Origin of the sequence: Pantoea dispersa (assembly GCF_019890955.1) — a bacterium.
GTDB lineage: Bacteria > Pseudomonadota > Gammaproteobacteria > Enterobacterales > Enterobacteriaceae > Pantoea > Pantoea dispersa.
Genome location: NZ_CP082346.1, coordinates 3621757 through 3644627 on the forward strand (window position 1 = coordinate 3621757; position 22871 = coordinate 3644627).

23 protein-coding genes are annotated in these 22871 nt (G+C 58.8%); 5 read left to right on the top strand and 18 right to left on the bottom strand.

Annotated elements, in window-relative coordinates; translation table 11 throughout:
* Positions 1–44: 44 nt before the first annotated feature.
* The 3 genes from gntU to gntR form a co-directional block, all read right to left on the bottom strand.
* Positions 45–1385 carry a gluconate transporter gene (gntU, locus tag K7H94_RS16950; RefSeq protein ID WP_058757574.1) on the bottom strand — a complete coding sequence of 447 codons (1341 nt, stop codon included), beginning with the start codon at positions 1383–1385 and terminating at the stop codon, positions 45–47.
* 2 nt (positions 1386–1387) lie between these two features.
* Positions 1388–1924 (bottom strand): gluconokinase, encoded by a 537-nt coding sequence (gntK, locus tag K7H94_RS16955; protein ID WP_010615889.1) that lies wholly within the window; start codon positions 1922–1924, stop codon positions 1388–1390.
* A 141-nt stretch (positions 1925–2065) separates the two neighbouring features.
* Positions 2066–3061 carry a gluconate operon transcriptional repressor GntR gene (gntR, locus tag K7H94_RS16960; protein ID WP_222951385.1) on the bottom strand — a complete coding sequence of 332 codons (996 nt, stop codon included), beginning with the start codon at positions 3059–3061 and terminating at the stop codon, positions 2066–2068.
* A 347-nt stretch (positions 3062–3408) separates the two neighbouring features.
* Here gntR and K7H94_RS16965 point away from each other — a divergent pair, with 347 nt between their 5' ends.
* Positions 3409–3912 carry a GNAT family N-acetyltransferase gene (locus K7H94_RS16965; RefSeq protein WP_058757575.1) on the top strand — a complete coding sequence of 168 codons (504 nt, stop codon included), beginning with the start codon at positions 3409–3411 and terminating at the stop codon, positions 3910–3912.
* Between the two features lie 57 nt (positions 3913–3969).
* Here the strand turns inward: K7H94_RS16965 and ggt are convergent, their stop codons facing one another.
* On the bottom strand, positions 3970–5721 hold the full coding sequence (gene ggt / locus K7H94_RS16970; protein WP_021507998.1) for a gamma-glutamyltransferase: 1752 nt from the start codon (positions 5719–5721) through the stop codon (positions 3970–3972).
* A 203-nt stretch (positions 5722–5924) separates the two neighbouring features.
* Between ggt and K7H94_RS16975 the strand changes: the two genes are divergently transcribed.
* A complete protein-coding gene (locus K7H94_RS16975) occupies positions 5925–6221 on the top strand; it encodes a DUF2756 domain-containing protein (protein WP_058757576.1) in 297 nt (98 codons plus the stop codon).
* Here K7H94_RS16975 and ugpQ read toward each other — a convergent pair.
* The 10 genes from ugpQ to K7H94_RS17025 form a co-directional block, all read right to left on the bottom strand.
* Positions 6218–6961, bottom strand: a complete 744-nt coding sequence (gene ugpQ, locus K7H94_RS16980; protein WP_222951386.1) for a glycerophosphodiester phosphodiesterase — start codon at positions 6959–6961, stop codon at positions 6218–6220. The genes K7H94_RS16975 and ugpQ overlap by 4 nt on opposite strands.
* Positions 6958–8031 carry a sn-glycerol-3-phosphate import ATP-binding protein UgpC gene (locus tag K7H94_RS16985; RefSeq protein WP_021508001.1) on the bottom strand — a complete coding sequence of 358 codons (1074 nt, stop codon included), beginning with the start codon at positions 8029–8031 and terminating at the stop codon, positions 6958–6960. The genes ugpQ and K7H94_RS16985 overlap by 4 nt, the downstream gene beginning before the upstream one ends.
* A complete protein-coding gene (ugpE, locus tag K7H94_RS16990) occupies positions 8032–8874 on the bottom strand; it encodes a sn-glycerol-3-phosphate ABC transporter permease UgpE (RefSeq protein ID WP_021508002.1) in 843 nt (280 codons plus the stop codon).
* Positions 8871–9761, bottom strand: a complete 891-nt coding sequence (gene ugpA, locus K7H94_RS16995) for a sn-glycerol-3-phosphate ABC transporter permease UgpA (protein WP_031279792.1) — start codon at positions 9759–9761, stop codon at positions 8871–8873. The genes ugpE and ugpA overlap by 4 nt, the downstream gene beginning before the upstream one ends.
* Positions 9762–9821: 60 nt before the next feature.
* A complete protein-coding gene (gene ugpB, locus K7H94_RS17000; RefSeq protein WP_058757579.1) occupies positions 9822–11138 on the bottom strand; it encodes a sn-glycerol-3-phosphate ABC transporter substrate-binding protein UgpB in 1317 nt (438 codons plus the stop codon).
* A 392-nt stretch (positions 11139–11530) separates the two neighbouring features.
* Positions 11531–12244, bottom strand: a complete 714-nt coding sequence (livF, locus tag K7H94_RS17005) for a high-affinity branched-chain amino acid ABC transporter ATP-binding protein LivF (RefSeq protein ID WP_010615896.1) — start codon at positions 12242–12244, stop codon at positions 11531–11533.
* A 1-nt stretch (position 12245) separates the two neighbouring features.
* Complete coding sequence (gene livG, locus K7H94_RS17010; RefSeq protein ID WP_021508005.1) at positions 12246–13013, bottom strand: high-affinity branched-chain amino acid ABC transporter ATP-binding protein LivG; 768 nt, start codon at positions 13011–13013, stop codon at positions 12246–12248.
* Positions 13010–14281: a high-affinity branched-chain amino acid ABC transporter permease LivM gene (locus K7H94_RS17015; RefSeq protein WP_058780903.1), complete on the bottom strand. Its 1272-nt coding sequence runs from the start codon at positions 14279–14281 to the stop codon at positions 13010–13012. Before K7H94_RS17015 ends, livG begins: the two co-directional genes overlap by 4 nt.
* A complete protein-coding gene (gene livH, locus K7H94_RS17020) occupies positions 14278–15204 on the bottom strand; it encodes a high-affinity branched-chain amino acid ABC transporter permease LivH (RefSeq protein ID WP_010615899.1) in 927 nt (308 codons plus the stop codon). The genes K7H94_RS17015 and livH overlap by 4 nt, the downstream gene beginning before the upstream one ends.
* A 150-nt stretch (positions 15205–15354) precedes the next feature.
* Positions 15355–16482 carry a branched-chain amino acid ABC transporter substrate-binding protein gene (locus K7H94_RS17025; RefSeq protein ID WP_021508007.1) on the bottom strand — a complete coding sequence of 376 codons (1128 nt, stop codon included), beginning with the start codon at positions 16480–16482 and terminating at the stop codon, positions 15355–15357.
* A gap of 404 nt (positions 16483–16886) precedes the next feature.
* Between K7H94_RS17025 and panM the strand changes: the two genes are divergently transcribed.
* Positions 16887–17273 (top strand): aspartate 1-decarboxylase autocleavage activator PanM, encoded by a 387-nt coding sequence (gene panM / locus K7H94_RS17030; protein WP_021508008.1) that lies wholly within the window; start codon positions 16887–16889, stop codon positions 17271–17273.
* A gap of 221 nt (positions 17274–17494) precedes the next feature.
* On the opposite strand, the gene rpoH is transcribed toward panM, so the two are convergent.
* From rpoH to ftsY, 4 genes are all read right to left on the bottom strand, one after another.
* The gene (gene rpoH, locus K7H94_RS17035; RefSeq protein WP_021508009.1) at positions 17495–18352 is read right to left on the bottom strand and encodes an RNA polymerase sigma factor RpoH; all 858 of its coding nucleotides are present in this window, start codon (positions 18350–18352) and stop codon (positions 17495–17497) included.
* Between the two features lie 240 nt (positions 18353–18592).
* Positions 18593–19579: a permease-like cell division protein FtsX gene (ftsX, locus tag K7H94_RS17040; RefSeq protein WP_222951387.1), complete on the bottom strand. Its 987-nt coding sequence runs from the start codon at positions 19577–19579 to the stop codon at positions 18593–18595.
* Positions 19569–20237: a cell division ATP-binding protein FtsE gene (gene ftsE / locus K7H94_RS17045; protein WP_021508011.1), complete on the bottom strand. Its 669-nt coding sequence runs from the start codon at positions 20235–20237 to the stop codon at positions 19569–19571. Before ftsE ends, ftsX begins: the two co-directional genes overlap by 11 nt.
* A gap of 5 nt (positions 20238–20242) precedes the next feature.
* A complete protein-coding gene (gene ftsY, locus K7H94_RS17050; protein WP_222951388.1) occupies positions 20243–21760 on the bottom strand; it encodes a signal recognition particle-docking protein FtsY in 1518 nt (505 codons plus the stop codon).
* Positions 21761–21991: 231 nt separating this feature from the next.
* Here ftsY and rsmD point away from each other — a divergent pair, with 231 nt between their 5' ends.
* Positions 21992–22591, top strand: coding sequence for a 16S rRNA (guanine(966)-N(2))-methyltransferase (gene rsmD / locus K7H94_RS17055; protein ID WP_222951389.1), 600 nt, complete (start codon positions 21992–21994; stop codon positions 22589–22591).
* Positions 22581–22847: a DUF1145 family protein gene (locus K7H94_RS17060; protein ID WP_021313674.1), complete on the top strand. Its 267-nt coding sequence runs from the start codon at positions 22581–22583 to the stop codon at positions 22845–22847. The genes rsmD and K7H94_RS17060 overlap by 11 nt, the downstream gene beginning before the upstream one ends.
* Positions 22848–22871 lie beyond the last annotated feature (24 nt).

Sequence of the window (22871 nt, forward strand, 5' to 3'; positions counted from 1 at the left end):
GCTGTGCATTAATCTGTAACGGCGCAATTTATTGCGCATTGCCATTACGACAACAAACTAAACGCGATCATCCCGACGATGGCGCCGGTGGTGCCGAGAATCGTCTCCATCAGCGTCCAGGTCTTCAGCGTCTCGCCTTCGGTGGCACCGGTGAAGCGGCCGAACAGCCAGAAACCGGCATCGTTGACGTGGCTGATAATAATCGAGCCGCCGCCAATGCAGATCGACAGCGCCGCCAGCTGCGCACCGCTGTAATGCAACGGTTCAATCACCGGCATCACCAGCCCGACGGTGGTTAAACAGGCCACCGTGGCCGAGCCCTGAATCACCCGAATCGCGCCGGAGAGAATAAAACAGGCCAGCGCAATCGGCATGCCGGCGCCGGTCAGCGCGTGGCCCAGCACCGGGCCAACGCCGGAATCCACCAGCACCTGTTTGAACACGCCGCCCGCACCAATCACCAGCAGAATAATCCCCGCCGGCTGCAGCGCGCTGCCGCATACCTGCATCACCTTCTCTTTATCCATGCCCTGACGGTAAGCCAGGCCGTAAATCGCTACCAGCAGCGCCAGCAGGATGGCGGTAAACGGATGGCCGATAAACTCCAGCCACGCATACAGACGTGTATCCGGTGTGGTAAAGCGCGCGCCGATGGTTTTCAGCCCGACCAGCAGCAGCGGGAACAGAATCAGCGACAGGCTAAAGCCAAACGACGGCAGCTGGCCCTCGCTGACGTCCGGCTGATGATCTTCCGGCGGCGCGCTGAACGTCACATGGCGCGCAATCAGGTTGCCAAACAGCGGACCGGCAATCAGCATGCCGGGAATCGCCGCGCACAGCCCCAGCAGGATCATCCAGCCAAAGTCAGCGTGCATCTGCGCCGCCAGCAGCATCGGTGCCGGTCCGGGCAGCAAAAAGGCCGCCGCGGCGGCGACGCCGGCAAACAGCGGGATCACCAGTTTGACCAGATTATCGTGGGTGCGGCGTGCCACAGCGAAGGCGATGCTGATCAACAACACTACGGCCACTTCAAAGAACAGCGGCAGCGCACAGATCAGCCCGGCAATGCCCATCGCATAGTGCGCGCGCCGCTCGCCAAAGGTTTTCAGCATGCGAATGGCGATCTGATCGACCGCACCGGTTTCATGCAGAATTTTGCCGAACATGGCGCCCAGCGCCACCACAATGGCGAGAAAGCCGAGCGTGCCGCCCATGCCTTTTTGCATGGTCTCGGCAATTTTATCCAGCGGCATACCGGAGAACAGACCGGCACCCATCGATACTAACATCAGGGCGACAAAGGCGTGCATCCGCGCTTTCATCACCAAAAACAGCAGCAGCAGGACAGAGCCTGCTGCGGTTAACACCAGCGTTGCGGTACTCATGACTAGCCCTTGTTGATTGCGCCCTCGATGGTCGCAACCGTGGCCGCAACTACCTCATCCAGTGAGTGATTGATATCGACAACCAGCACATCCGGCTCGTCGGCACCCGGTTCCTGCAGGGTTTCAAACTGTGTCACCAGCATCTGCGGTTTGAAGAAGTGGCCTTTGCGCGCCTTGAGACGAGACTCAATGGTGGCAAAATCGCCCTTCAGATAGATGAATTTCAGGTTGTGATTGCCCTGACGCAGGATGTCGCGATAGGACTTTTTCAGCGCTGAACAGACGATGATCGAGATCGCCTGGGTGCGCTGCATCGCGAACGCCGCATCATTCAGCGCCTGCAGCCACGGCTGGCGATCGTCGTCGTTCAGCGGATGGCCTTCCGCCATTTTGGTGATGTTGCTGCGCGGATGCAGGAAATCACCATCCAGAAACGCGGTGCTGAGCTGATGAGACACCTGATTGGCGACGGCAGACTTTCCGCTGCCGGAAACACCCATCAGGATAAAGACGTGGTGCGATGGAGATGGCGTGGTCATGGTTTTGCGCTCCGGCAGGTTAAGCTGCCAATGTTACCGATAACAATTTTGATTGCCATTGTCCGAGCGCGCTCAGACGCTGGCAACCCTTGTCAGGCGGAAAAGCACGAAAGTGTGAACTGACTCAAAAAATCGCCAAAATCAGATGCTGCCACCTTCGGCAATCTCAAAACCGACATCCAGCGGCGCGGTCACGCTGCGATCGCCGCCAATCCGCGCCAGCAGCATGGCGGCTGATTCACGCCCCATGCGTTCGCGTGGCGTCAGCACCGTAGCCAGCCGCGGATTGACCACCTGCGTGATGTCGTGGCCGTGAAAGCCGGCGATCGCCATCTGCTCCGGCACGCGCAACCCCTGGCGCTGGCACTCAAACATCGCGCCTACCGCCAGGTCATCATTGGTACAGAACAGGCTGTCAGTGTGCGGATAGCGCTTCTGCGCCTCGCGCAGCAGCTGGGCACCGGCGCTGAAGGAGGAGGCATCTTCCATCATGACGCTGTGTGGCGTCAGCCCGGCTTCGCGCATCGCCTGTTCGTAGCCCTGCTGCTTTTGCAGCGTACGCTCATCGAGGCGCGCGCCCAGATAGACGGTGTGACGATGGCCTTTCCTGAGGATAGCATGCGTCATCTGCCGCGCCGCCTCGACGTTGTCGAAGCCCACGGCCATATCAAGACACGGCGTGACGCAATCCATCATTTCGATCACCGGAATGCCCGCCACTTCCAGCATGCGCAGCGTGCCCGGCGTGTGGGAACGTTCGGTGAGGATCACGCCATCAATATTCCAGCCCAGCAGTGAACGCAGCTGCAGCTCCTCTTTGTGCGGGTTATAGCCGAAGTGCGCCACCAACGTCTGATAGCCCGCTTCATCGGTCACGGTTTCAATGCCGCGCAGCACGTCGGCAAACACCTGGTTGGTGAGCGAGGGCAGCAGCACGCCAATCGCGCGGCTGGTGGCGTTAGAGAGCATGTCGGGCGCACGGTTGGGGATATAGCCGAGTTCATCCAGCGCCACGGCGATTTTGTCGCGCAGCGCCGCAGAGACCTGCTCGGGGTTCCGCAGGTAGCGGCTGACGGTCATTTTTGTGATGCCGACGCGATCGGCAACATCCTGTAATACCGGTCTTTTCTTCTTCATCGTGTGCGCCTGAGGTCAGAGATACGCTGAGTTTATCATTTTTTTGTCATGTTATGCCGTTGCGGCCACGGAAGGAAAAGAGGGATAAAGTACTGAGGACGGCGGGCGCCTGAGGCGCAGGCAAAAAAAAAGCCAGCACCCGAGCTGGCTAAGAAACACTGGAAGCAATGTGAGCAATGTCGTGCTTACCCGGTTTGTCAGGAGACGCTGCCGGACTCGCGTTGACAATAATAATCATTATCATTCGCGTCTGTAAAGCCCTTTCCCGATTTTTTTACCGTTGACGTTGCGCTCGAATTCCCTGATGTTAAAGGGGATTTCATTCACTGATTGCAAGGAGCTGCTTTATGAGTCAGGTTACTGTTCGTCACGCAACGCCCGAAGATGCCGCCGTTCTGACGCGTATCTATAGCCAGCCGGAAACCCAGGCGGGCACGCTGCATCTGCCGTATCAGTCACCGTCACTCTGGCAGGAGCGGCTCGCGAATCCCCGTCCCCATGTCACCATGCTGGTGGCCTGTATTGACGGGCAGGTTGTCGGTCAGCTGACGCTGGAAGTTATGGCGGTGGCACGCCGCCGTCACTGCGCCACTATCGGCATGGGCGTTGATCCGGCATTCCATCGGCGCGGCGTGGGTAAAGCGCTGATGGCGGCGATGGTGGATCTGTGCGACAACTGGCTGCAGGTCACGCGGATTGAACTGACAGTGTTTGCGGATAATTACCAGGCCATGGGTTTGTATCAGCAGTTTGGTTTTGAGATTGAAGGTACCGCCAGAGGTTTCGCGGTCCGCGACGGCCAGATGATCGATACGCACTACATGGCGCGTCTGAAAGGGAATGCGCGATGAATCGCGCCGCTACCGGCCAGTGCACGGTGAGGTAGCGGCGCAATTTATTGCGCGACGTTAATACCCGGCACTCAAATCATCCACCGAGCGCGGGTCGGACGCGCCGTAGCGCATGCCGTCCGGGCCAATCATGATGCTCTGCGTGCTGCCCATCGCCGGCAGCACTTTCACATGCTGACCTTTTGCTTCCAGCAGACGCAGCGTATCCGGGCTGAAGCCCTTCTCGACGCGCAGCTGATCCGGCAGCCACTGATGGTGGAAGCGCGGCGCATTGGTGGCTTCCGCCACGTTCATGCCGAAATCGATACTGTTCACCACCATTTGCAGCACGGTGGTGATAATCCGACTACCGCCCGGGCTGCCGGTCACCAGCCAGGTTTTACCGTCTTTCGCCACAATGGTTGGCGACATTGATGACAGCGGACGTTTGGCCGGCTGGATCGCGTTCGCCTCACCGCCCACCAGGCCATAGACGTTTGGCGTGCCCGGCTTGGCGGAGAAATCATCCATTTCATTGTTCATCAGAATGCCGCTGTTACCGGCCACCACGCCGCTGCCAAAGTAGGTATTCAGCGTGTAGGTCACCGCCACCGCGTTGCCGTCTTTATCCACCACCGAGAAGTGAGTGGTTTGATTGCTCTCGTACGGTGCCAGCTTGCCGGGCTTGATGTCGGCTGAGGGGCGCGCCTTGTTGACGTCAATCTGCTGGGCCAGCGTTTTGGCGTAGGCTTTGCTGGTCAGCGCCTGCTGTGGCACCTTAACGAAGTCGGGATCGCCGAGATACTCGGAGCGGTCGGCGTAGGCATATTTTTCCGCTTCGGCCATAACCTGCATCGCGTCCGCGCTGCCAAAGCCCCATTTCGCCAGATCGAAGTTTTCCAGGATATTGAGGATCTGCACGATATGAATGCCGCCGGACGACGGTGGCGGCATGGAGAACACCTCGTAGCCACGGTAGCTGCCGCTTACCGGCTTGCGTTCCACTGCGCGGTAGGCCGCCAGATCCGCCTTGCCAATCAGTCCGCCGTGCTGCGCCATTTCGGCAGCGATCTCATCGGCAATTTTGCCTTTGTAGAACGCATCCGGCCCCTGTTGGGCAATCAGCTGCAGGCTGTGCGCGAGGTTTTTCTGCACCAGGCGATCGCCCTTCTGGTAAGGCTGACCGTCGGCTTTGTAGAAAATGGCGCGACTGTTGTCGTGGTTGATCAGGTTCTCTTTACCGTAGGTAGCGAGATCGTCAGCCAGCGCATCGTTAACGATGATGCCGTCGCGCGCCAGCTTGATCGCCGGCGCCAGCAGCGTGCTGAGCGGCAGCGTGCCATACTTTTGCGCCGCCAGGGCAAAACCGGCTACGGTTCCCGGCGTGCCGGAAGCCAGATGAGAAGTGAGTGATAACTTACTATCCGCATTGCCCTGCTTATCCAGGAACATATCGCGCGAGGCACGCGCCGGCGCCATCTCGCGGAAATCGATGGCGGTGGTGCGGCCGGCAGCGGTGCGCAGCAGCATAAAGCCGCCACCGCCCAGGTTGCCCGCCTGCGGGTGGGTGACCGCCAGCGCAAAGCCCACCGCAATCGCTGCATCTACCGCGTTACCCCCCTGTTTGAGGATATCGACGCCCACCCGGGTTGCCATGGCGTCCACTGATGCAACCATCCCGTGCTGCGCTTTCACCGGATGAAAGGTGTCGCTGTCGACGCCATATGACACCGGCGGTGCGCTGGCTGGCGCCGCCTGCGCCCCCTGCACCACGGTAAAACTCATTAACAGCGCCCAGCCGAACTGGCGCACACCGTTATGTATCCTCATCCCGCCACCATCCTTTCAGTTGTTTACATTTGTTATTGATTGCTGCAAGTGTTTGCAAATACTGTAAAAAAGATAGCAGTTAAGCCAAATTAGGTGCACTCCTGGTTTTGGGGTTTGTGATATCGCATAAACTTATGGTTGCGGCGGTTGCTGCCGGGTGGCGAGCAACCTCACACAGCAGGCCGCACTGATGGAGGAACACCATGAAAAAATGGCTGATTGTTATCGCGGCACTGATGCCGCTGAGCGGCATGGCGAACATGCTGAACAACACTAACCAACCGAATCAACCCGGCTATAACCCAAGCCAGCAGCGGATGCAGACGCGCATGCAGGTCCAGCAGCAGCAACAGCAGCAGCAGTTGCGTCAGGATCAGCAGCAGCAAAATCAGGAGATGCAGCGTAAGCTGCAGGAGCGGCGCGATAGCGCCCGGCAGCGCGTGATTCAGTCGCAGCCGGGCCAGCAGAATAGCAATACACAAACGCAGTACGGCAATTAACGGAAGTCCGGGCCGATAGCATCAATGCGATCGGTACAGATGGCATCCACGCCCCAGCTCAGCAGCTCGCGCGCCCGCGCGGGCTGATTCACGGTATACACCAGAATACGCAGACCGGCGGCTTTAAGCGCGGCGGTGCGTCTGACGTCCAGCAAGCGATGATTTAAATGGATGGAGACGCAGTCGAGCGCGGCGGTCAGCGCCTGCCAGTCGTCGTGCCACTCATCCAGCAGCAGGCCGCGCGGCAGCTCCGGCGCGGCCTGCATCGCCGCTTCCAGCGCCGCGTACGAGAACGAGGACATTAGCGGTGCCGTTTGTCCCTGCCACAGCGTTCGTGCGGCCAGCGCCACATCGCGCCCGGTCTCTACCTCTGTACCGCTGCTGGGTTTGATCTCAATGTTGGCCATCATCTGATGCTGGCGGCAGCGCGCGGCCACCTCGCTCAGCAATGCCAGCGGTTCACCGTCAAATTCACGGCTAAACCAGCTGCCGGCATCCAGCTGCGCCAGCTGCTGCCACGGCAGATCGCCCGCCACGCCCCAGCCGTTGCTGGTGCGGTCCAGCGTGTCATCGTGCAGCAGGAAAATCTGCTTATCCTGTGACAGTTTGGCGTCGAATTCGATCATGGTATGACCGTAGTGCGCGCCGACATCAATCGCCGCCAGGGTGTTTTCCGGGGCCAGCTTGCCGCCGCCGCGATGCGCAACAATGTGCGGATAGGGCCAGTTTTTTACACTCATTCCAGACGCTTTCCATGGGTAGAATCGAAGAAGTGTAACGCATCTGGCGGCAGTTGTAGCCACAGGCTGCTGCCAGCCTGCGGTCGCTCGCTATGCGGCAAACGCACCACCAGCCGCGTGTTGCCAATGTGGCCATGCGCAAGATTGTCCGCGCCGAGGATCTCCAGCGTATCCACCACCAGCGGCACACCGCCGGCCTCACGACTGCTGAGCTGAATATGCTCGGGACGAATGCCGAGCGTCAGCGGACGGTTGGCCCATCGCGCTTTGCCGGCGCCGAGCGGCAGGCTGTTGAGCGCGTCGAGCGTAAAGCGCGAGCCATCGCTGTTAATCTGACCGGGTAGCAGGTTCATCGCCGGCGCGCCGATGAACGACGCAACAAACTGACTGGCCGGACGCTCATACACCTCCACCGGGGTGCCCACCTGCTCCACCACGCCTTTATTCATCACCATCACGCGCTGCGCCAGCGTCATGGCTTCAACCTGATCGTGCGTGACGTACAGGCTGGTGGTTTTCAGCCGGCGGTGCAGTTGCTGCAGCTCCAGACGCATCTGCACGCGCAGGCGCGCATCCAGGTTCGACAGCGGCTCATCAAACAGAAACACCGCCGGTTCCCGCACGATGGCGCGGCCCATGGCCACGCGCTGACGCTGGCCGCCGGAGAGCTCGCGCGGACGGCGCTGCAACAGGTGATCAAGCTCCAGACTGCGCGCCGCATCCATCACCCGCTGGGTAATCTGTTCCTTGCCCATGCCGCGGATTTTCAGGCCGTAAGCCATGTTTTCTCCCACCGTCATGTGCGGGTAGAGCGCGTAATTCTGGAATACCATGGCGATGCCGCGATCTTTCGGCTCCATGTCGGTGACGCGCCGATCATCGATGTAGATATCGCCCGACGTGACGCGCTCCAGCCCGGCCACCATGCGCAGCAGCGTCGATTTTCCACAGCCGGATGGGCCGACCATCACCATAAATTCACCGTCATTGATGGTGATGTTCAGCGGCTGAATGATTTGGTTTTTGCCGTCATACGATTTCGTAACGGTCTGAAGGGTTACCGCTGCCATCTATTTCTCACTCTCCACCAGGCCACGCACAAAAGCGCGCTGCATCACAAGCACCACCACCACCGGTGGGATCAGGGTTAATAACATCGCCGCCATCACTTCGTTCCACTGCGTCGGACCGCCGCTGGTGTTGATCATACTTTTCACCCCCGCCACGGCAGTGCTCAGGCCGGCATCGTTGATGATCAGCAGCGGCCACAGATACTGGTTCCAGCCGTAAATAAAGGTGATGACAAACAGCGCGGCGAGATTGGTTTTTGACAGCGGCAGCACGATATCCCAGAAAAAACGCATCGGACTGGCGCCGTCAATGCGCGCCGCTTCAATCAGCTCATCCGGCAGCGACATAAAAAACTGGCGGAACAGGAACGTGGCGGTCGCGGAGGCCATCAGCGGCAATGTCAGACCGCTGTAACTGTCCAGCATGTGCAGCGTGGAAATCACCTCCACCGTCGGGAAAATACGCACTTCTACCGGCAGCATCAGGGTGATAAAGATCAGCCAGAAAAACAGCGTGCGCAGCGGAAAGCGAAACCACACCAGCGCAAACGCCGAGAGCATCGACACCGTGATTTTGCCCACGGTGATGCCCAGCGCCATGATCAGGCTGTTCAGCATCATCAGGCCAAACGCCGCGCTGCCGTTGACGCCATCGCGCCAGATGTGGGTGATGTTGTCGATGAGATGCGGGCCCGGCACCAGCGTCATCGGCACCTGATACACCGCGTTGTTATCCAGCGTCGCGGCGACAAACGCCACGTACAGCGGGAACAGAATGGTCAGCACCCCCAGCGCCAGCAGCGTGTGGGCGAAGATATCCAGCCCGCGTCGGTTTTCAATCATTGGTATTGCACCTTACGCTCGACAAAGCGGAATTGCAGAATGGTCAGGCCGATAACCAGCAACATCAGCACCACCGACTGCGCGGCGGACGACGAGAGATCGAGTCCGGTGAAGCCTTCGCGGTAGATTTTGTAGATCAGCGTGGTGGTGGCCTGTACCGGCCCGCCGCCGGTGGCGGCATCGATCACCGGGAAGGTGTCGAAAAAGGCGTAAACCAGATTCACCACCAGCAGGAAAAAGCTGACCGGCGTAATCAGCGGCAGCGACAGATTAAAGAAACGGCGCACCGGTCCGGCACCGTCAATCGCCGCGGCTTCCACCAGCGATTTAGGAATGGACTGCAGCGCGGCAAAGAAAAACAGGAAGTTGTAGCTCATTTGCTGCCAGATCGACGCTAATACAATCAGGAACATCGCCTGACCGCTGTTCTGCGCATAGTTCCAGTTGTAGCCAAGCTGGTTCAGCAGATGGCTGAACAGCCCCAGCCCCGGATTGAACAGGAACATCCACAGCACCGCCGCAACCACCGGTGCCACCGCATACGGCAGCAGCAGCAGCGTCTGATAGAGCTTTTTCAGCCGGATAACGTAATCCACCAGCGCCGCCAGCAGCAGCGAGAATGTCATGCCGCATACCGTCACCAGCGCGCTAAACACGAGGGTGGTCCAGAACGAATCAAGGTAGTAGTCGTCACTGAACAGGCGGCGGAAGTTATCAAGGCCAACAAAGGTGCTGGAGATGCCAAACGGATCGATGCTTTGCAGCGAGTACCACAGCGCCTCTCCGGCGGGCCAGAGAAAAAAGATCGCGGTGATCGCCAGCTGCGGGGCCACCAGCAGATACGGCAACAAACGGGCGCGGAAAACCGGACGTGATGATGAGGACATAGCAGGCTCGTCAGAAAGAGACAGCGGGACGGACTTACCGTCCATCCCGCCATTACGGAGTTACTTCACTTGCTGTTCAAAGCGACGCAGCAGTTCGTTGCCGCGTTTCACCGCGTTGTCCAGCGCTGCCTGTGGCGACTGTTTGCCGGTCCACACGCCTTCCAGCTCTTCGTCGACGATGGTACGAATCTGCGGCATGTTGCCCAGACGCATCCCTTTGGTGAACGGCAGCGGATCTTTATTCAGCATCTGCCGCGTGGCGATGTCGGCGCCCGGGTTTTTGTCATAGAAGCCCTGCTGTTTGGTCAGCTCATAAGCCGCGGTGGTGATCGGCAGATAACCGGTTTTCTGGTGCCATTCTGCCGCAATATCCGGCTGGGCGAGGAACTTCATGAACTCCGCCGCGCCTTTGTAAGTCGCTGCATCTTTGCCTTTCATCACCCACAAGCTGGCGCCACCGATAATGGCGTTCTGCGGTGCGTTCGGCACGGTGTCATCGTACGGCATCATGCCCACGCCAAAGTTGAATTTGGCGTAATGCTTAATGTCGGCCAGCGAACCGGATGAGGCGGTGGTGATACCGCAGTCGCCGTTGTAGAACTTGGACGTCGACTCGTCTTTACGGCCAAAGTAGGTGAAATCACCTTTCTTATTCATCTCTTCCAGCAGCTGGATGTGGCGCACCTGCACGGGTTTGTTGAACTCCAGCACCGCGTCGGTACCGTCAAAGCCGTTGTTTTTGGTGGCAACCGGCAGGCCATGCCAGGCGCTGAAGTTTTCGATCTGAATCCAGCCCTGCCAGCCGCTGGCATAGCCGCAGCTCATGCCGGCTTTACGCAGCGCGGCGGCATCCTGCGCCAGCGCCTGCCAGGTTTTCGGTGGCTGATCCGGGTTGAGACCGGCTTTTTTGAACGCGTCTTTGTTGTAGTACAGCACCGGCGTGGAGCTGTTAAACGGCTGCGAGATCAGCTGGCCGTTGCTGTCGCTGTAGTAACCGGCAACGGCAGGAACAAACTGTTTCGGGTCCATCGGCACGCCGGCGTCTTTAAACACTTCATGCACCGGCACGATGGCTTTAGAGGCCATCATGGTGGCGGTGCCCACTTCGTAAACCTGCAGAATGGCCGGTGCCTTACCGCTGCGCACCGCAGCGATACCCGCGGCCAGGCTCTGCTCATAGTTGCCTTTGTAGGTCGGAACGATTTTGTAATCCGGGTGAGCCTGGTTAAAACGCTGTGCCAGAGAATCGACTTCTTTGCCTAACTCGCCTTCCATTGAGTGCCAGAAAGGGATTTCGGTAGCAGCCAGCGCATTACCGCTGATCGCCAGACCGAGCAGCAGACTCATCAGGCGGGGACGAAGCGTAAAAGCGGACATAAGGGTTTCCTGTGCTTGTGGCGCGCGCGATATCACGCATTTTTTGTTCGCGAAGTAACATGACACGGGGAAATGACGGAAAAATAACAGGATTATGACGGGAGTATGACGGGGTTAGTGCGCGCTGATGCCCTCACCCCGGCCCTCTCCCACAGGGAGAGGGAGATGAAAGGCCGTGCGCGCTGATGCCCTCACCCCGACCCTCTCCCACGGGGAGAGGGGGATAAAAGGCGGTGCGCTGATGCCTTCTTCTGCAGGGCGAGAGAAGTCCGGGAGGATGCCAGGATAGCAACCTGGCCTGAAAAACGCTGCCGTACGGTTCCCTCTCCCGCGTGCGGGAGAGGGTTAGGGTGAGGGCAAATTACCGCACCAACGTCATGACCAAAGCCCGGTCAGGCGCCTAAATACGCGCTTCTCACCGCTTCATTGGATAACAACGCTTCACCGCTATCCTCCAGCACCACGTGACCATTCTCCAGCACGTAACCGCGATCGGCCAGCTTCAGCGCCTGGTTGGCGTTCTGCTCGACGAGGAAGATGGTCATGCCCTCTTTACGCAGCTGTTCGATGGTGTCGAAAATCTGCTGGATAATGATCGGCGCCAGACCCAGCGACGGCTCGTCCAGCAGCAGCAGGCGCGGCTGGCTCATGAGCGCGCGGCCAATCGCCAGCATCTGCTGCTCACCGCCGGACATGGTGCCGGCGCGCTGCACTTTGCGCTCCGCCAGCCGGGGGAACAGCTGATAAACGCGCTCAATGCGCTCCTGATACTGCTGACGCGTCGCGAAAAAGCCGCCCATCGCCAGGTTCTCTTCCACCGTCATGCGCGAAAACACGCGCCGGCCTTCCGGCACGATGGCAATCGCTTCACGCATGATTTTTGCCGTCTGCCAGTCGGTAATGGTTTTGCCATCAAAGGTGATGGTGCCGCTGGTGGCGCGCGGCTCGCCACACAGCGTACCGAGCAGCGTGGTTTTTCCTGCGCCGTTAGCGCCAATCAGCGTCACGATTTCGCCCTGGCTGATGTGCAGATTGATGTTATGCAGTGCCTGAATCGGGCCATAGTGCGCACTGACGCCCTGTAAAGTTAAAATCGGGTTCGCCATGTTACGCCTCACCTAAATAAGCACGGATCACATCCGGGTTGTTACGCACTTCTTCCGGCGTACCGTTGGCCAGCGGCGTTCCCTGATTCACCACATAAATGCGGTCAGAAATGCCCATCACCAGTTTCATATCGTGTTCAATCAGCAACACCGTCACCTTGTGTTCGCCGCGTAGTTCAGCGATCAGCTCATCCAGCTCGTGCGTTTCGCGCGGGTTGAGGCCGGCGGCCGGTTCATCGAGCATCAGGATTTCCGGACGCGTCACCATGCAGCGGGCGATCTCCAGCCGGCGCTGCTGGCCGTAAGCCAGATTTCCGGCCTGGCGGTTAGCCAGCTCCAGCAGGCCAATGCGCTCCAGCCAGCTGGCCGCGCGGTCCAGCGCTTCGCTCTCGCCGCGCCGGAACGCCGGGGTTTTAAACAGCCCGGAGAACACGCCGCTTTTCAGATGCTGATGCTGCGCCACCAGCAGGTTTTCAATCACCGTCATCTCACGGAACAGGCGCACGTGCTGAAAGGTCCGCACCACGCCCATGCGCGCAATCTTCTGCCCCGGCAGGCCCTGCAATGGCTGATCGCGCAGTTTGATGGTACCGCCCGTTGGCTTATAGAAACCGGTCAGGCAGTTGAATACCGTGGTTTTCCCCGCCCCGTTGGGGCCAATCAGCGAGACGATCTCCTGCGGATGCAGTTCCAGCGCCACGTTGTTGACGGCCAGCAGGCCGCCGAAGCGCATCATCAGGCCTTCAACGGCTAATAAAGGCTGACTCATGCCTGCTCTCCTTGTTTTGCCTGTTTCAGCTTCAGGTGCGGACGCTTCATCGGCAGCAGCCCCTGCGGACGCCAGATCATCATCAGCACCATCAATCCACCGAGCACCAGCATGCTGTACTCGTTCAAATCACGCATCAGCTCGCGCGACACCACCAGCAGAATCGCGGCCAGGATTACCGCCAGCTGCGAACCCATGCCGCCCAGCACCACAATCGCCAGCACAAACGCGGACTCGACAAAGGTAAAAGATTCCGGGCTGACAAAGCCCTGACGCGCGGCAAACAGCGTACCGGCGAAACCGGCGAACACCGCGCTGATGGTAAAGGCCGTCAGCTTGATGCGCGTTGGGCTGAGACCGAGCGAACGGCAGGCGATCTCATCTTCACGCAGCGCTTCCCACGCACGCCCCAGCGGCATGCGCAGCAGACGATTGATGACGAACAGCGTCAGCACCACCAGCAGCAGCGCCACCAGATAAAGGAAAATCACGCGGTGATTGGGATCGTACGCCAGGCCTGTCAGATCGTGGAAGGTGGTCCAGCCGCCTTCACTGACGCGCCGGCCAAATTCAATACCAAACAGGCTCGGCTTGGGAATCTGCGCGATTCCATTGGGACCGCCAGTGATTGATGTGCTGTTCAGCAGCAGAATACGCACGATCTCACCAAAGCCGAGCGTCACAATCGCCAGATAGTCACCGCGCAGCCGCAGCACCGGGAAGCCCAGCAGCAGGCCAAAGGCACCGGCGACAATACCGGCCAGCGGCAGACTTTCCCAGAAGCCAAAGCCGTAATAGTGATTCAGCAGCGCAAAGGTGTAAGCACCGATGGCGTAAAAGCCGCCGTAACCCAGCACCAGCAGGCCGGACAGGCCCACTACCACATTCAGGCCGAGGCCGAGCATCACGTAGATCAGCGTCAGTGTGGCAATATCCACGCTGCCGCGCGACACGAAGAAGGGCCAGGCGACGGCGGCCACAATCACCAGCAGCATCAGCAGCTTTTGTTTTGGTGTCGAACCGTCAAAACCCGGCAGCACCAGCCCTTTGCCACTGCGTTTGAGCTTGCCCTGCAACAGCGGACGCAGCAGCTGGAACACAAACACCACTGCGCAGCCGAGGAAGATCCAGTTCCAGCGCACGGCACCCGCATTCGCCACCACCAGTTTGGTACCGTCGAGATCGAGGCGCATGCCCATAAAGAAGCTGGCGAGCACCAGCAGCATCACCGTGGAGACCACGGCGTTAACCAGACCGAGGCGTTTCATACTTTCTCCACCTCCGGACGGCCCAGGATACCGGTTGGCATCACCAGCAGCACCACGATCAGCAGCGCGAACGACACCACGTCTTTATATTCGGTCGACAGATAGGCTGATGTCAGCGCTTCCGCAATGCCCAGCACCAGGCCGCCAATCATCGCGCCCGGAATGCTGCCGATGCCGCCCAGTACCGCCGCGGTAAAGGCTTTCATGCCGGCCATAAAGCCGATGAACGGGTTAATGGAGCCGTAAAACTGCCCCAGCAGCACGCCAGCCACGGCCGCCATCGCTGCGCCGATCACAAAGGTCAGTGAGATGACGCGGTCGGTGTTGATGCCCAGCAGGCTGGCCATTTTCAGATCTTCAGCGCAGGCACGGCAGGCGCGGCCCATGCGCGAATAGCGGATGAACAGCGTCAGCGCCAGCATCGCGAGGAAGGTGACGACCCAGATAACCAGCTGCATGGTGGTGAGCGTGGCGGCAAAGCCGTTGCTCTCACCCAGCGTCCACTGGCCGGTGATCAGGCTGGGCAGCGCCAGATCGCGCGAGCCCTGCGTCAGGCTGACGTAGTTCTGCAGAAAGATCGACATACCAATCGCCGAGATCAGCGCGATCAGGCGTTTGGAGGAGCGCACCGGCTTATACGCCACGCGCTCGATGCTCCAGCCGTAGGCGCTGGAGATAATTACCGCCATCACGAACCCGGCGGCAATCATCAGCCACGAGGTGTCGATACCCATCATCATCAGGGCGGCAATCACGATAAAGGAGACATAGCTGCCGATCATGTACACCTCGCCGTGGGCGAAGTTGATCATGCCGATGATGCCGTAAACCATGGTGTAACCGATGGCGATCAGCGCGTAGGTGCTCCCGAGGGTGACCCCGTTGAACATCTGCTGAATGAAATAGAGAAACTGCTCGGACATAGTGAGGACCTGCATGTAAACGGGAAATCCCCGGTGCGTTCGGCACCGGGTTAGGGTAAGAGCACCGCGTCGCAGCGCCTCATTCAGCGCGCGTGCGCGGTGCCGCACCCTGCCCTCGCCCATCGGGAGAGGGACAATTCAGGAGCGTGCTTACTTAACTGCGGTAGAAGAACCGTCTTTGTGCCATTTGAAGACGCCAAATTCGAAGCCCTTCAGATCGCCCTTCTGGTCCCAGCTCAGGTTACCCATCACGGTGGGCACCGGCGCACCCTCTTTCAGGTTTTTAGCAATCGCATCAGGCTCATCGCTTTTGCTGCGCTCAATGCCCGCCACCAGTGACTGAATAGCCGCATAGGTGGTCCAGACGAACGGGCCGGTTGGATCTTTGCGGTTTGATGCGCTGTTGGCTTTGATCGCGTCCACAATCGCTTTGTTGTCTGGCAGCTGGTCGTAGCGCTTCGGCAGCGTCACGTACAGGCCTTCAGAGGCGTCACCCGCGATGTTAGACAGGGAAGCGTTGCCGACCCCTTCTGGTCCCATAAAGCCGGCTTTCAGACCGGCCGTTTTAGCCTGACGCAGAATCTGGCCCAGCTCCGGGTAGTAACCGCCGTAGTAAACGAAGTCAACGTTCTCTTTCTTCAGGCGCGCAATCAGCGTGGAGAAGTCTTTATCGCCAGCGGTGATCCCTTCGAACAGCACTACGTTGCCGCCTTTCGCCTTCAGGGTTTTCTGCACGGATTCCGCCAGGCCCTGACCGTACTGCTGCTTGTCATGTACCACGGCAATACGTTTTGGTTTGATCTGATCGAGGATGTAGTTGGCCGCGGTCGGGCCCTGATCGGAATCCAGACCGGTGGTACGCATCACGTCGGCATAGCCGCGCGCGGTCAGTTCAGGCGCGGTAGCCGCCGGGGTGATCATCAGAATGCCTTCATCGTTATAAATGTCTGATGCGGGCTGAGTGGAGGAGGAGCACAGGTGGCCGATAACGTATTTGATGCCGTCATTGACCACTTTGTTGGCCACCGCAACCGCCTGTTTCGGGTCACAGGCGTCGTCATATTCTACGCCGACCAGCTTGTCACCGTTTACGCCGCCTTTGGCGTTGATGTCCTTGATCGCCTGGGCCGCACCGGTGAACTGCATGTCACCGTACTGCGCCACCGGGCCGGTTGCCGCACCGACAATTGCAATTTTGATGTCTTTCGCCAGTACCGCATGGCTCATCGCCAGCGCTACGCAACCCGCCAGTAATGCGCGTCCTTTACTCATTTTCATGCGAACTTCCCCATCTGTTGTGTCGTGTCTGTTGTGATTGGTTATTTATCTGCCAGTCAAAAGAGCAAAACTGATTTGAGAATAATGAGTTAGCGCTCTTTTCTGGCATTTTTTGTTAAGAAGGCTTTATTTTTCAGGTTATTAAACAGGAACTTTCTTCTGTAAATCAACTGACATATTCAGTAAAAGCTGACGGGAACAGCAGATTACTCTGGTTTTTATGGCCGGTTTTTCACCACCAGGCCAGCGCGTTATGCTGGCTTTTTCAGCGATCGATGCGGGCTTACTCCACAATCCTGGCAAAGTGGCTGGCATTTGACCTCTTTTCATCGCAAAAAAGTGACAGCGCTCTGACTGTCTAAATTCGCTACACTAAGGCCTTTCTGCCAGTACAGGTAAGGGTTATGAAGCTCACTATTCAGCGCATCAGCACGCTGACGCCGCAGGATCGACTGGATTTAGCCAAAGTCTGGCCGCAGCAGGATATCGCGCAGCTGGAAGCCAGCCTCAGTGAAGCGCAGCGGCTGTATGCAGCGCGCTTTAACGATCGCCTGCTTGGGGCGCTGCGGCTGGAGATTCGCGGCACGCTGGGCAAGATTACGCAGCTGGAAGTGCGTGAAGTCACGCGGCGGCGCGGCGTAGGGCAGTATCTGCTGGAAGAGACGATAGCGCAGAACAGCGCGCTGGATCACTGGTGGGTTGCCGATGACGGCGAAGACGATCAGCGCGTACGCGCGGCGTTTATGCAGGCGTGTGGTTTCCGCGCGCAGAGCGACGGGTGGGTGCGTTAAGCGGCGATTTTACGCCGTGCAGAGCGGTGCGCATGAATGCGCAGAACGAGTGTACAGATTGCGTGGGATCGTGATTAACGATGCCTATGCATGCGTGTCCTGTAGGGTCGCCATTCATGGCGACCGTGCTGCAATCCGCACAGGTCATACGTCGTCGCCGGTTATTGCGCGCATAAAAAAGGACGACCCGCTGGTCGCCCCATTTATCTGTCAGCCGTTAATCAGGCTTCAATCGCCATACGCAGTTTCTTCATGGCGTTCTTTTCCAGCTGACGCACGCGCTCGGCAGACACACCGTACTGGTCGGCCAGCTCCTGCAGCGTGGTTTTGTTGTCATCATCCAGCCAGCGGGCGCGGATAATGTGCTGGCTACGCTCATCGAGGCTCAGCATTGCATCGCTCAGCTTGTCAGCGGCGTGCGCATCCCAGTTATCTTCTTCAATGCCGTCGGCAAAGTCAGAGGTTTTATCCTGCAGATACAGCACCGGTGCCATCGGCTTGCCTTCGCCCGCATCGTCATCAGACGACATGTCGAAGGTCATATCCTGGGCCGCCATGCGCGACTCCATTTCCAGCACGTCTTTGCTGCTGACACCCAGCTCGCGCGCCACCATTTCGACTTCATCCTGATTGAACCAGCCGAGACGCTGCTTGGTTTTACGCAGGTTAAAGAACAGTTTGCGCTGTGCTTTGGTGGTGGCAACTTTCACGATACGCCAGTTACGCAGCACGTACTCGTGAATCTCCGCTTTGATCCAGTGCACGGCAAACGACACCAGACGCACCCCGACTTCCGGGTTGAAGCGACGCACCGCCTTCATCAGGCCGATGTTACCTTCCTGGATCAGGTCCGCCTGCGGCAGGCCGTAACCGGAATAGTTACGAGCGATATGAACAACAAAGCGCAGGTGAGACAGGATCAGCGTCTTAGCTGCATCCAGATCGCCCTGGTAATGCAGCCGCTCAGCCAGTGCTTTTTCCTCTTCTGCCGTTAATACCGGCCAGTTGTTAGCAGCCCGGACGTAAGATTCCAGGTTGCCCAGAGGAGCAATCGCTAAAGTTTGCATTTCTTTGGTCATTCAAACCCTCACAAATTCAATGGACTTGCTGCTCGTTTCCCTGCGCAGCCGTTACATTATGTCAACGACGCGTGAAAACCAAAAGCAATCTGTGCTACTTGGACGTCAAAGTTATCCACAAGTTCAATTATAGCAGTGAATATTTTACACACAGATGACGGCGGGGGAAATCGGAGAAATCCTCTGCTCCCAGGTCGTCGGCAGCAGAGGAAGAGTATATCAAAAAATCGTTGCTATGGGTTACTGCTGCGTAAAACGACGTAAATGTTGTACCGTCGCCAGCCAGGCGGCAATCCAGCCGATGATGGCCGCGATTAACAGCAGCAGCAGACCTTCATCCCACGAAAAGCCCTCCAGCGCGAAGCTAGTACCGAAGACGGAGGCGACCTGCGCCACCACCGACTGCAGGCGCAGCACCAGCACTTCCGACAGAATCAGCGACAGCACCGCACCGCTGAAACCGAGCAGCGCGCCGCCGTAGAGGAAGGGCCGCAGAATAAAGCCATCGGTCGCGCCAATCAGCTTCTGCACGTTGATGGTGTCGCGCCGGGCAAAAATGCTCAGACGCACGCTGTTACCAATCACCAGGAACACCGCCACCACCATCAGCAGGCCGATCATTGACGCCACCTGCCCCACCAGCCCGGTGAGTGCGGCTAAACGCGCAAACCAGCTGTCATCCATGCGCACCTCATCCACGCCCTGCACTTTCGCCACGCGATCGCGCAGATTGGCCATGGTATCGGAGTTCTGGAAGTTCAGCTTCGGCGTGATGATCGCCACCGCCGGCAGTGGGTTCTGCTCCAGCATATCCATCGCACCACCAAAACCGGACCAGTTGCGGAACTCGCTTTGCGCCTCTTCACGCGTCAGGTAGTTCACCTTGTCCACGCCATCGAGCTTTTTCAGCTCGGCGGTCACGTTCTCTGCCGCCGTGTCATCCAGCGCTTTGTCGAGGTAAACCGTCAGCTGCGGGGCCGGGTACCACTGCGCGGCGGCCTGGCTGACGTTTTTCCACACCATGTAGCACACGCTGGGCAGCGTCAGCGAAATCGCGATCACCATTACCGTCAGCAGCGTCGCCAGCGGCTGACGATACATGTCGGACAGCGTACCGCGCCACGCGTAGCGCCACTGCTCCTGCCAGCCGCCCTTCAGCGCTTTGCTCTTTGAGGGCTGCTTCGCCGCTTTCGGCGCAGCCGGACGCTTGTTACGTTTATTGACCATCGTGGCCTCCGTGCAGACGTCCCTGATTAAGCGTCATCACGCGATAATTGCGGCGTGCGATCAGCCCGATGTCGTGCGTCGCCATCAGTACCGTAACGCCCACGCGGTTGAACTCTTCGAACAGGCGCAAAATATCTTCTGACAGCGCGTTATCGAGGTTACCGGTCGGTTCATCCGCCAGCAGCACCGCCGGTTTATTCACTACCGCGCGGGCAATGCCGACGCGCTGCTGTTCACCGCCAGAGAGCTGAATCGGATAACTTTTTGCTTTGTCGAGCAGGCCGACTTTGTCCAGCGCCGCCGATACGCGACGGCGAATATCCTCGCCGCTGGCGCCGGAAATAATCAGCGGGATCGCCACGTTGTCGTAGACCGAACGATCCATCAGCAGGTGGTGATCCTGGAAAATCATGCCGATCTGGCGGCGCAGGAAAGGCACTTCGCTGTGACGCAGCCGGGAAATATCGTGACCGCTGAACCAGATTTGCCCGGCGCTCGGGCGCTCAATGCCACAAATCAGCTTCAGTAAGGTACTTTTCCCCGCGCCTGAGTGGCCGGTCAGAAACGCCATCTCACCGGGACGCAAATGGAAATCCACGCCCTGCAGCGCCTGGCGTCCTCCCAGATAAGCCTTACTGACCTCTTCAAAGCGAATCATGCCAATTATTCCTCTCGGGCAAACAGTGCCTCAATAAAGTCGGCGGCCTTAAACGGCCGTAAATCTTCGATGCCTTCCCCGACACCGATATAACGAATCGGAATGCCAAACTGATCGGCCACCGAGAAGATCACGCCACCTTTTGCGGTGCCGTCGAGCTTGGTCAGGGTGATGCCGGTCAGGCCGACCGCTTCGTGGAACAGCTTCGCCTGGCTGATGGCGTTCTGGCCGGTGCTGGCGTCAATCGTCAGCATCACCTCATGCGGTGCCTCTTCGTCCAGCTTCTTCATCACGCGGGTGATTTTTTTCAGCTCTTCCATCAGGTGCGCTTTGTTCTGCAGGCGGCCGGCGGTATCGGCGATCAGCACGTCAACGTGGCGCGATTTCGCCGCCTGGATGGCGTCAAAAATGACCGACGCAGAATCCGCGCCCGTATGCTGCGCGACCACCGGAATATTGTTGCGCTGGCCCCAGACCTGCAGCTGCTCTACCGCCGCCGCGCGGAAGGTGTCACCCGCCGCCAGCATGACGGACTTGCCCTGCGCCTGATACTGACGCGCCAGCTTACCGATGGTGGTGGTTTTACCCACGCCGTTAACGCCGACCATCAGGATAACGAACGGCGTTTTGCCCGCCACGTCCAGCGGGGCATCGACCTTTTCCAGAATGCCGGCCATTTCAGCCTTCAGCAGGCCATACAGCGCTTCGGCATCGCGCAGCTGCTTACGGCTGGCCTGTTGCGTCAGGCTGGTGATGATGCGGCGGGTGGTTTCCACGCCGACATCGGCAATCAGCAGCTGCTCTTCCAGCTCTTCAAACAGCTCGTCATCGATTTTTTTGCCGCGGAACAGGCTGATAAAGCCGGATCCGAGGTTTTCACGCGTTTTGACCAGGCTGCGTTTCAGGCGGGCAAAGAAGCCCTCTTTGGTGGGGCGCTCCTGCTCCTGAGCCACAATCGGCGCGGCCGCCAGCGGCAGATCGCTCACGGTGTCTGTCGCCACAAGCTCTTCTGCCGCGTCTTCGGCATAGGTTTCCGCTAACGCCAGCGCTTCCAGCTCTTCATCGCTCAGCGGTGCGTCTGCGTCCTCTGCGTCCTCTGGCTGAGGCGCCTCAGATAAAACCGGTGCTTCAATAATCAGTTCTTCAGCCTGCGGCTCCTCTTCAACCGGCATCAGCTCCGGCTGCGGATGATCTTCCGGCAGTACCTCTTCTTCAATCGCGCTGACGGCAGCGGTTTCTGCGTCATCAGCGTTAGCATCGGATTCGGCTGCGGTTTCTGCTTCCGCAACGGGATGCGTTTCAGCGTCGGCGTGAACCGACGATTCGGCCTGCTGTTCTGCCACCTGCTCAGTGACGATCACGGTTTCGGCGGCCTGCGCTTCGGCGCTTGCTAACGCGCTCTCTTCAGCGGCGGGTGCCGGTTGATCGGTCGGCTGCTGCTGCGCCTGCTCTTCCGCTGGCTGCTGCTCTTCTTTGCCAAAGCCCAGCCAGGAAAAAAAGCCGCGTTTTTTCTCTTTTGCCATTGTGTGACCACACTCCTCGATGGCTTATTCCCGGTAGCACGCTGTTCCCAGGGGATAAAAAATTCACTTTTTCGCGCGTGAGCGGCGTAAAAATCAGGCAATTACGTCCGCTTTATCAACTTAGTAGTCTAACACTTTCCTGCCAGCGCACCACAGCACCCTTTTTTAACGTTTCTTCTGCCTGCTACGCCCGTTAAACTACGCAACAAATTATGACGAGTTGTGAGCGAAATGAGTAAATCCCCCCGCAACAGCGGCGCGGCAGGCCAGATTCGCCTGATTGGCGGACAGTGGCGCGGCCGCAAATTGCCGGTGCCGGACAGCGCCGGCCTGCGCCCGACCACCGATCGCGTGCGTGAAACGCTATTCAACTGGCTGGCGCCTGATATCCAGCAGGCGCGCTGCCTCGATTGCTTTGCCGGCAGCGGCGCGCTGGGCTTAGAAGCGCTGTCGCGCTATGCCGCCTCCGCGACCCTGCTGGAACTGGAACGTCACGTGGCGCAGCAGCTGACGCAAAACCTGCACACGCTGCGCGCCACGAATGCCAGCGTCGTCCAGACCAATACGCTGCAGTGGCTAAGCCAGCCCGGCGAACCGTTCGACGTGGTGTTTGTTGATCCGCCGTTCCGCAAAGGCCTGCTGCAGGAGACACTAACGCTGCTGGAGAACAATGGCTGGCTCGCCGCCAATGCGCTGATTTATGTTGAGAGCGAAGTGGAACACGGCACCCCGCTGGCACCGGCTAACTGGGACCTGTATCGCGAGAAGATTGCCGGTCAGGTGGCCTATCGCCTCTATCAACGCCAACAGGAGACCGATGATGTGGCTTAATCTGGGACGTTTGCTGATGATTTGCGTCTGGGCATTTCTGCTGCTTAACCTGGTGCACCCTTTCCCGACGCCGCTGCGCTACTTTGTCCACGTTGCGCTGTTCTTTATGGTGGTGATGCACGGCCTGCAGCTGGTGCTGCTGCGTGCCACGCAACCAAAGGAAGCGCCAAAGCTGAGCCGCGCCACGCAGGCGAAAATCTTCTTCTTTGGCGTATTTGAGCTGCTGGCGTGGCAGAAAAAGCACTATCCGTCGTAACGTAAGACAGCGCGCGCGGCTTCA

What these genes read in the sequence shown, in the direction of transcription:
- gntU (WP_058757574.1), bottom strand. Translation starts at nt 1,385, where the DNA reads ATGAGTACCGCAACGCTGGTGTTAACCGCAGCAGGCTCTGTCCTGCTG.
- gntK (WP_010615889.1), bottom strand. Translation starts at nt 1,924, where the DNA reads ATGACCACGCCATCTCCATCGCACCACGTCTTTATCCTGATGGGTGTT.
- gntR (WP_222951385.1), bottom strand. Translation starts at nt 3,061, where the DNA reads ATGAAGAAGAAAAGACCGGTATTACAGGATGTTGCCGATCGCGTCGGC.
- K7H94_RS16965 (WP_058757575.1), top strand. Translation starts at nt 3,409, where the DNA reads ATGAGTCAGGTTACTGTTCGTCACGCAACGCCCGAAGATGCCGCCGTT.
- ggt (WP_021507998.1), bottom strand. Translation starts at nt 5,721, where the DNA reads ATGAGGATACATAACGGTGTGCGCCAGTTCGGCTGGGCGCTGTTAATG.
- K7H94_RS16975 (WP_058757576.1), top strand. Translation starts at nt 5,925, where the DNA reads ATGAAAAAATGGCTGATTGTTATCGCGGCACTGATGCCGCTGAGCGGC.
- ugpQ (WP_222951386.1), bottom strand. Translation starts at nt 6,961, where the DNA reads ATGAGTGTAAAAAACTGGCCCTATCCGCACATTGTTGCGCATCGCGGC.
- K7H94_RS16985 (WP_021508001.1), bottom strand. Translation starts at nt 8,031, where the DNA reads ATGGCAGCGGTAACCCTTCAGACCGTTACGAAATCGTATGACGGCAAA.
- ugpE (WP_021508002.1), bottom strand. Translation starts at nt 8,874, where the DNA reads ATGATTGAAAACCGACGCGGGCTGGATATCTTCGCCCACACGCTGCTG.
- ugpA (WP_031279792.1), bottom strand. Translation starts at nt 9,761, where the DNA reads ATGTCCTCATCATCACGTCCGGTTTTCCGCGCCCGTTTGTTGCCGTAT.
- ugpB (WP_058757579.1), bottom strand. Translation starts at nt 11,138, where the DNA reads ATGTCCGCTTTTACGCTTCGTCCCCGCCTGATGAGTCTGCTGCTCGGT.
- livF (WP_010615896.1), bottom strand. Translation starts at nt 12,244, where the DNA reads ATGGCGAACCCGATTTTAACTTTACAGGGCGTCAGTGCGCACTATGGC.
- livG (WP_021508005.1), bottom strand. Translation starts at nt 13,013, where the DNA reads ATGAGTCAGCCTTTATTAGCCGTTGAAGGCCTGATGATGCGCTTCGGC.
- K7H94_RS17015 (WP_058780903.1), bottom strand. Translation starts at nt 14,281, where the DNA reads ATGAAACGCCTCGGTCTGGTTAACGCCGTGGTCTCCACGGTGATGCTG.
- livH (WP_010615899.1), bottom strand. Translation starts at nt 15,204, where the DNA reads ATGTCCGAGCAGTTTCTCTATTTCATTCAGCAGATGTTCAACGGGGTC.
- K7H94_RS17025 (WP_021508007.1), bottom strand. Translation starts at nt 16,482, where the DNA reads ATGAAAATGAGTAAAGGACGCGCATTACTGGCGGGTTGCGTAGCGCTG.
- panM (WP_021508008.1), top strand. Translation starts at nt 16,887, where the DNA reads ATGAAGCTCACTATTCAGCGCATCAGCACGCTGACGCCGCAGGATCGA.
- rpoH (WP_021508009.1), bottom strand. Translation starts at nt 18,352, where the DNA reads ATGACCAAAGAAATGCAAACTTTAGCGATTGCTCCTCTGGGCAACCTG.
- ftsX (WP_222951387.1), bottom strand. Translation starts at nt 19,579, where the DNA reads ATGGTCAATAAACGTAACAAGCGTCCGGCTGCGCCGAAAGCGGCGAAG.
- ftsE (WP_021508011.1), bottom strand. Translation starts at nt 20,237, where the DNA reads ATGATTCGCTTTGAAGAGGTCAGTAAGGCTTATCTGGGAGGACGCCAG.
- ftsY (WP_222951388.1), bottom strand. Translation starts at nt 21,760, where the DNA reads ATGGCAAAAGAGAAAAAACGCGGCTTTTTTTCCTGGCTGGGCTTTGGC.
- rsmD (WP_222951389.1), top strand. Translation starts at nt 21,992, where the DNA reads ATGAGTAAATCCCCCCGCAACAGCGGCGCGGCAGGCCAGATTCGCCTG.
- K7H94_RS17060 (WP_021313674.1), top strand. Translation starts at nt 22,581, where the DNA reads ATGTGGCTTAATCTGGGACGTTTGCTGATGATTTGCGTCTGGGCATTT.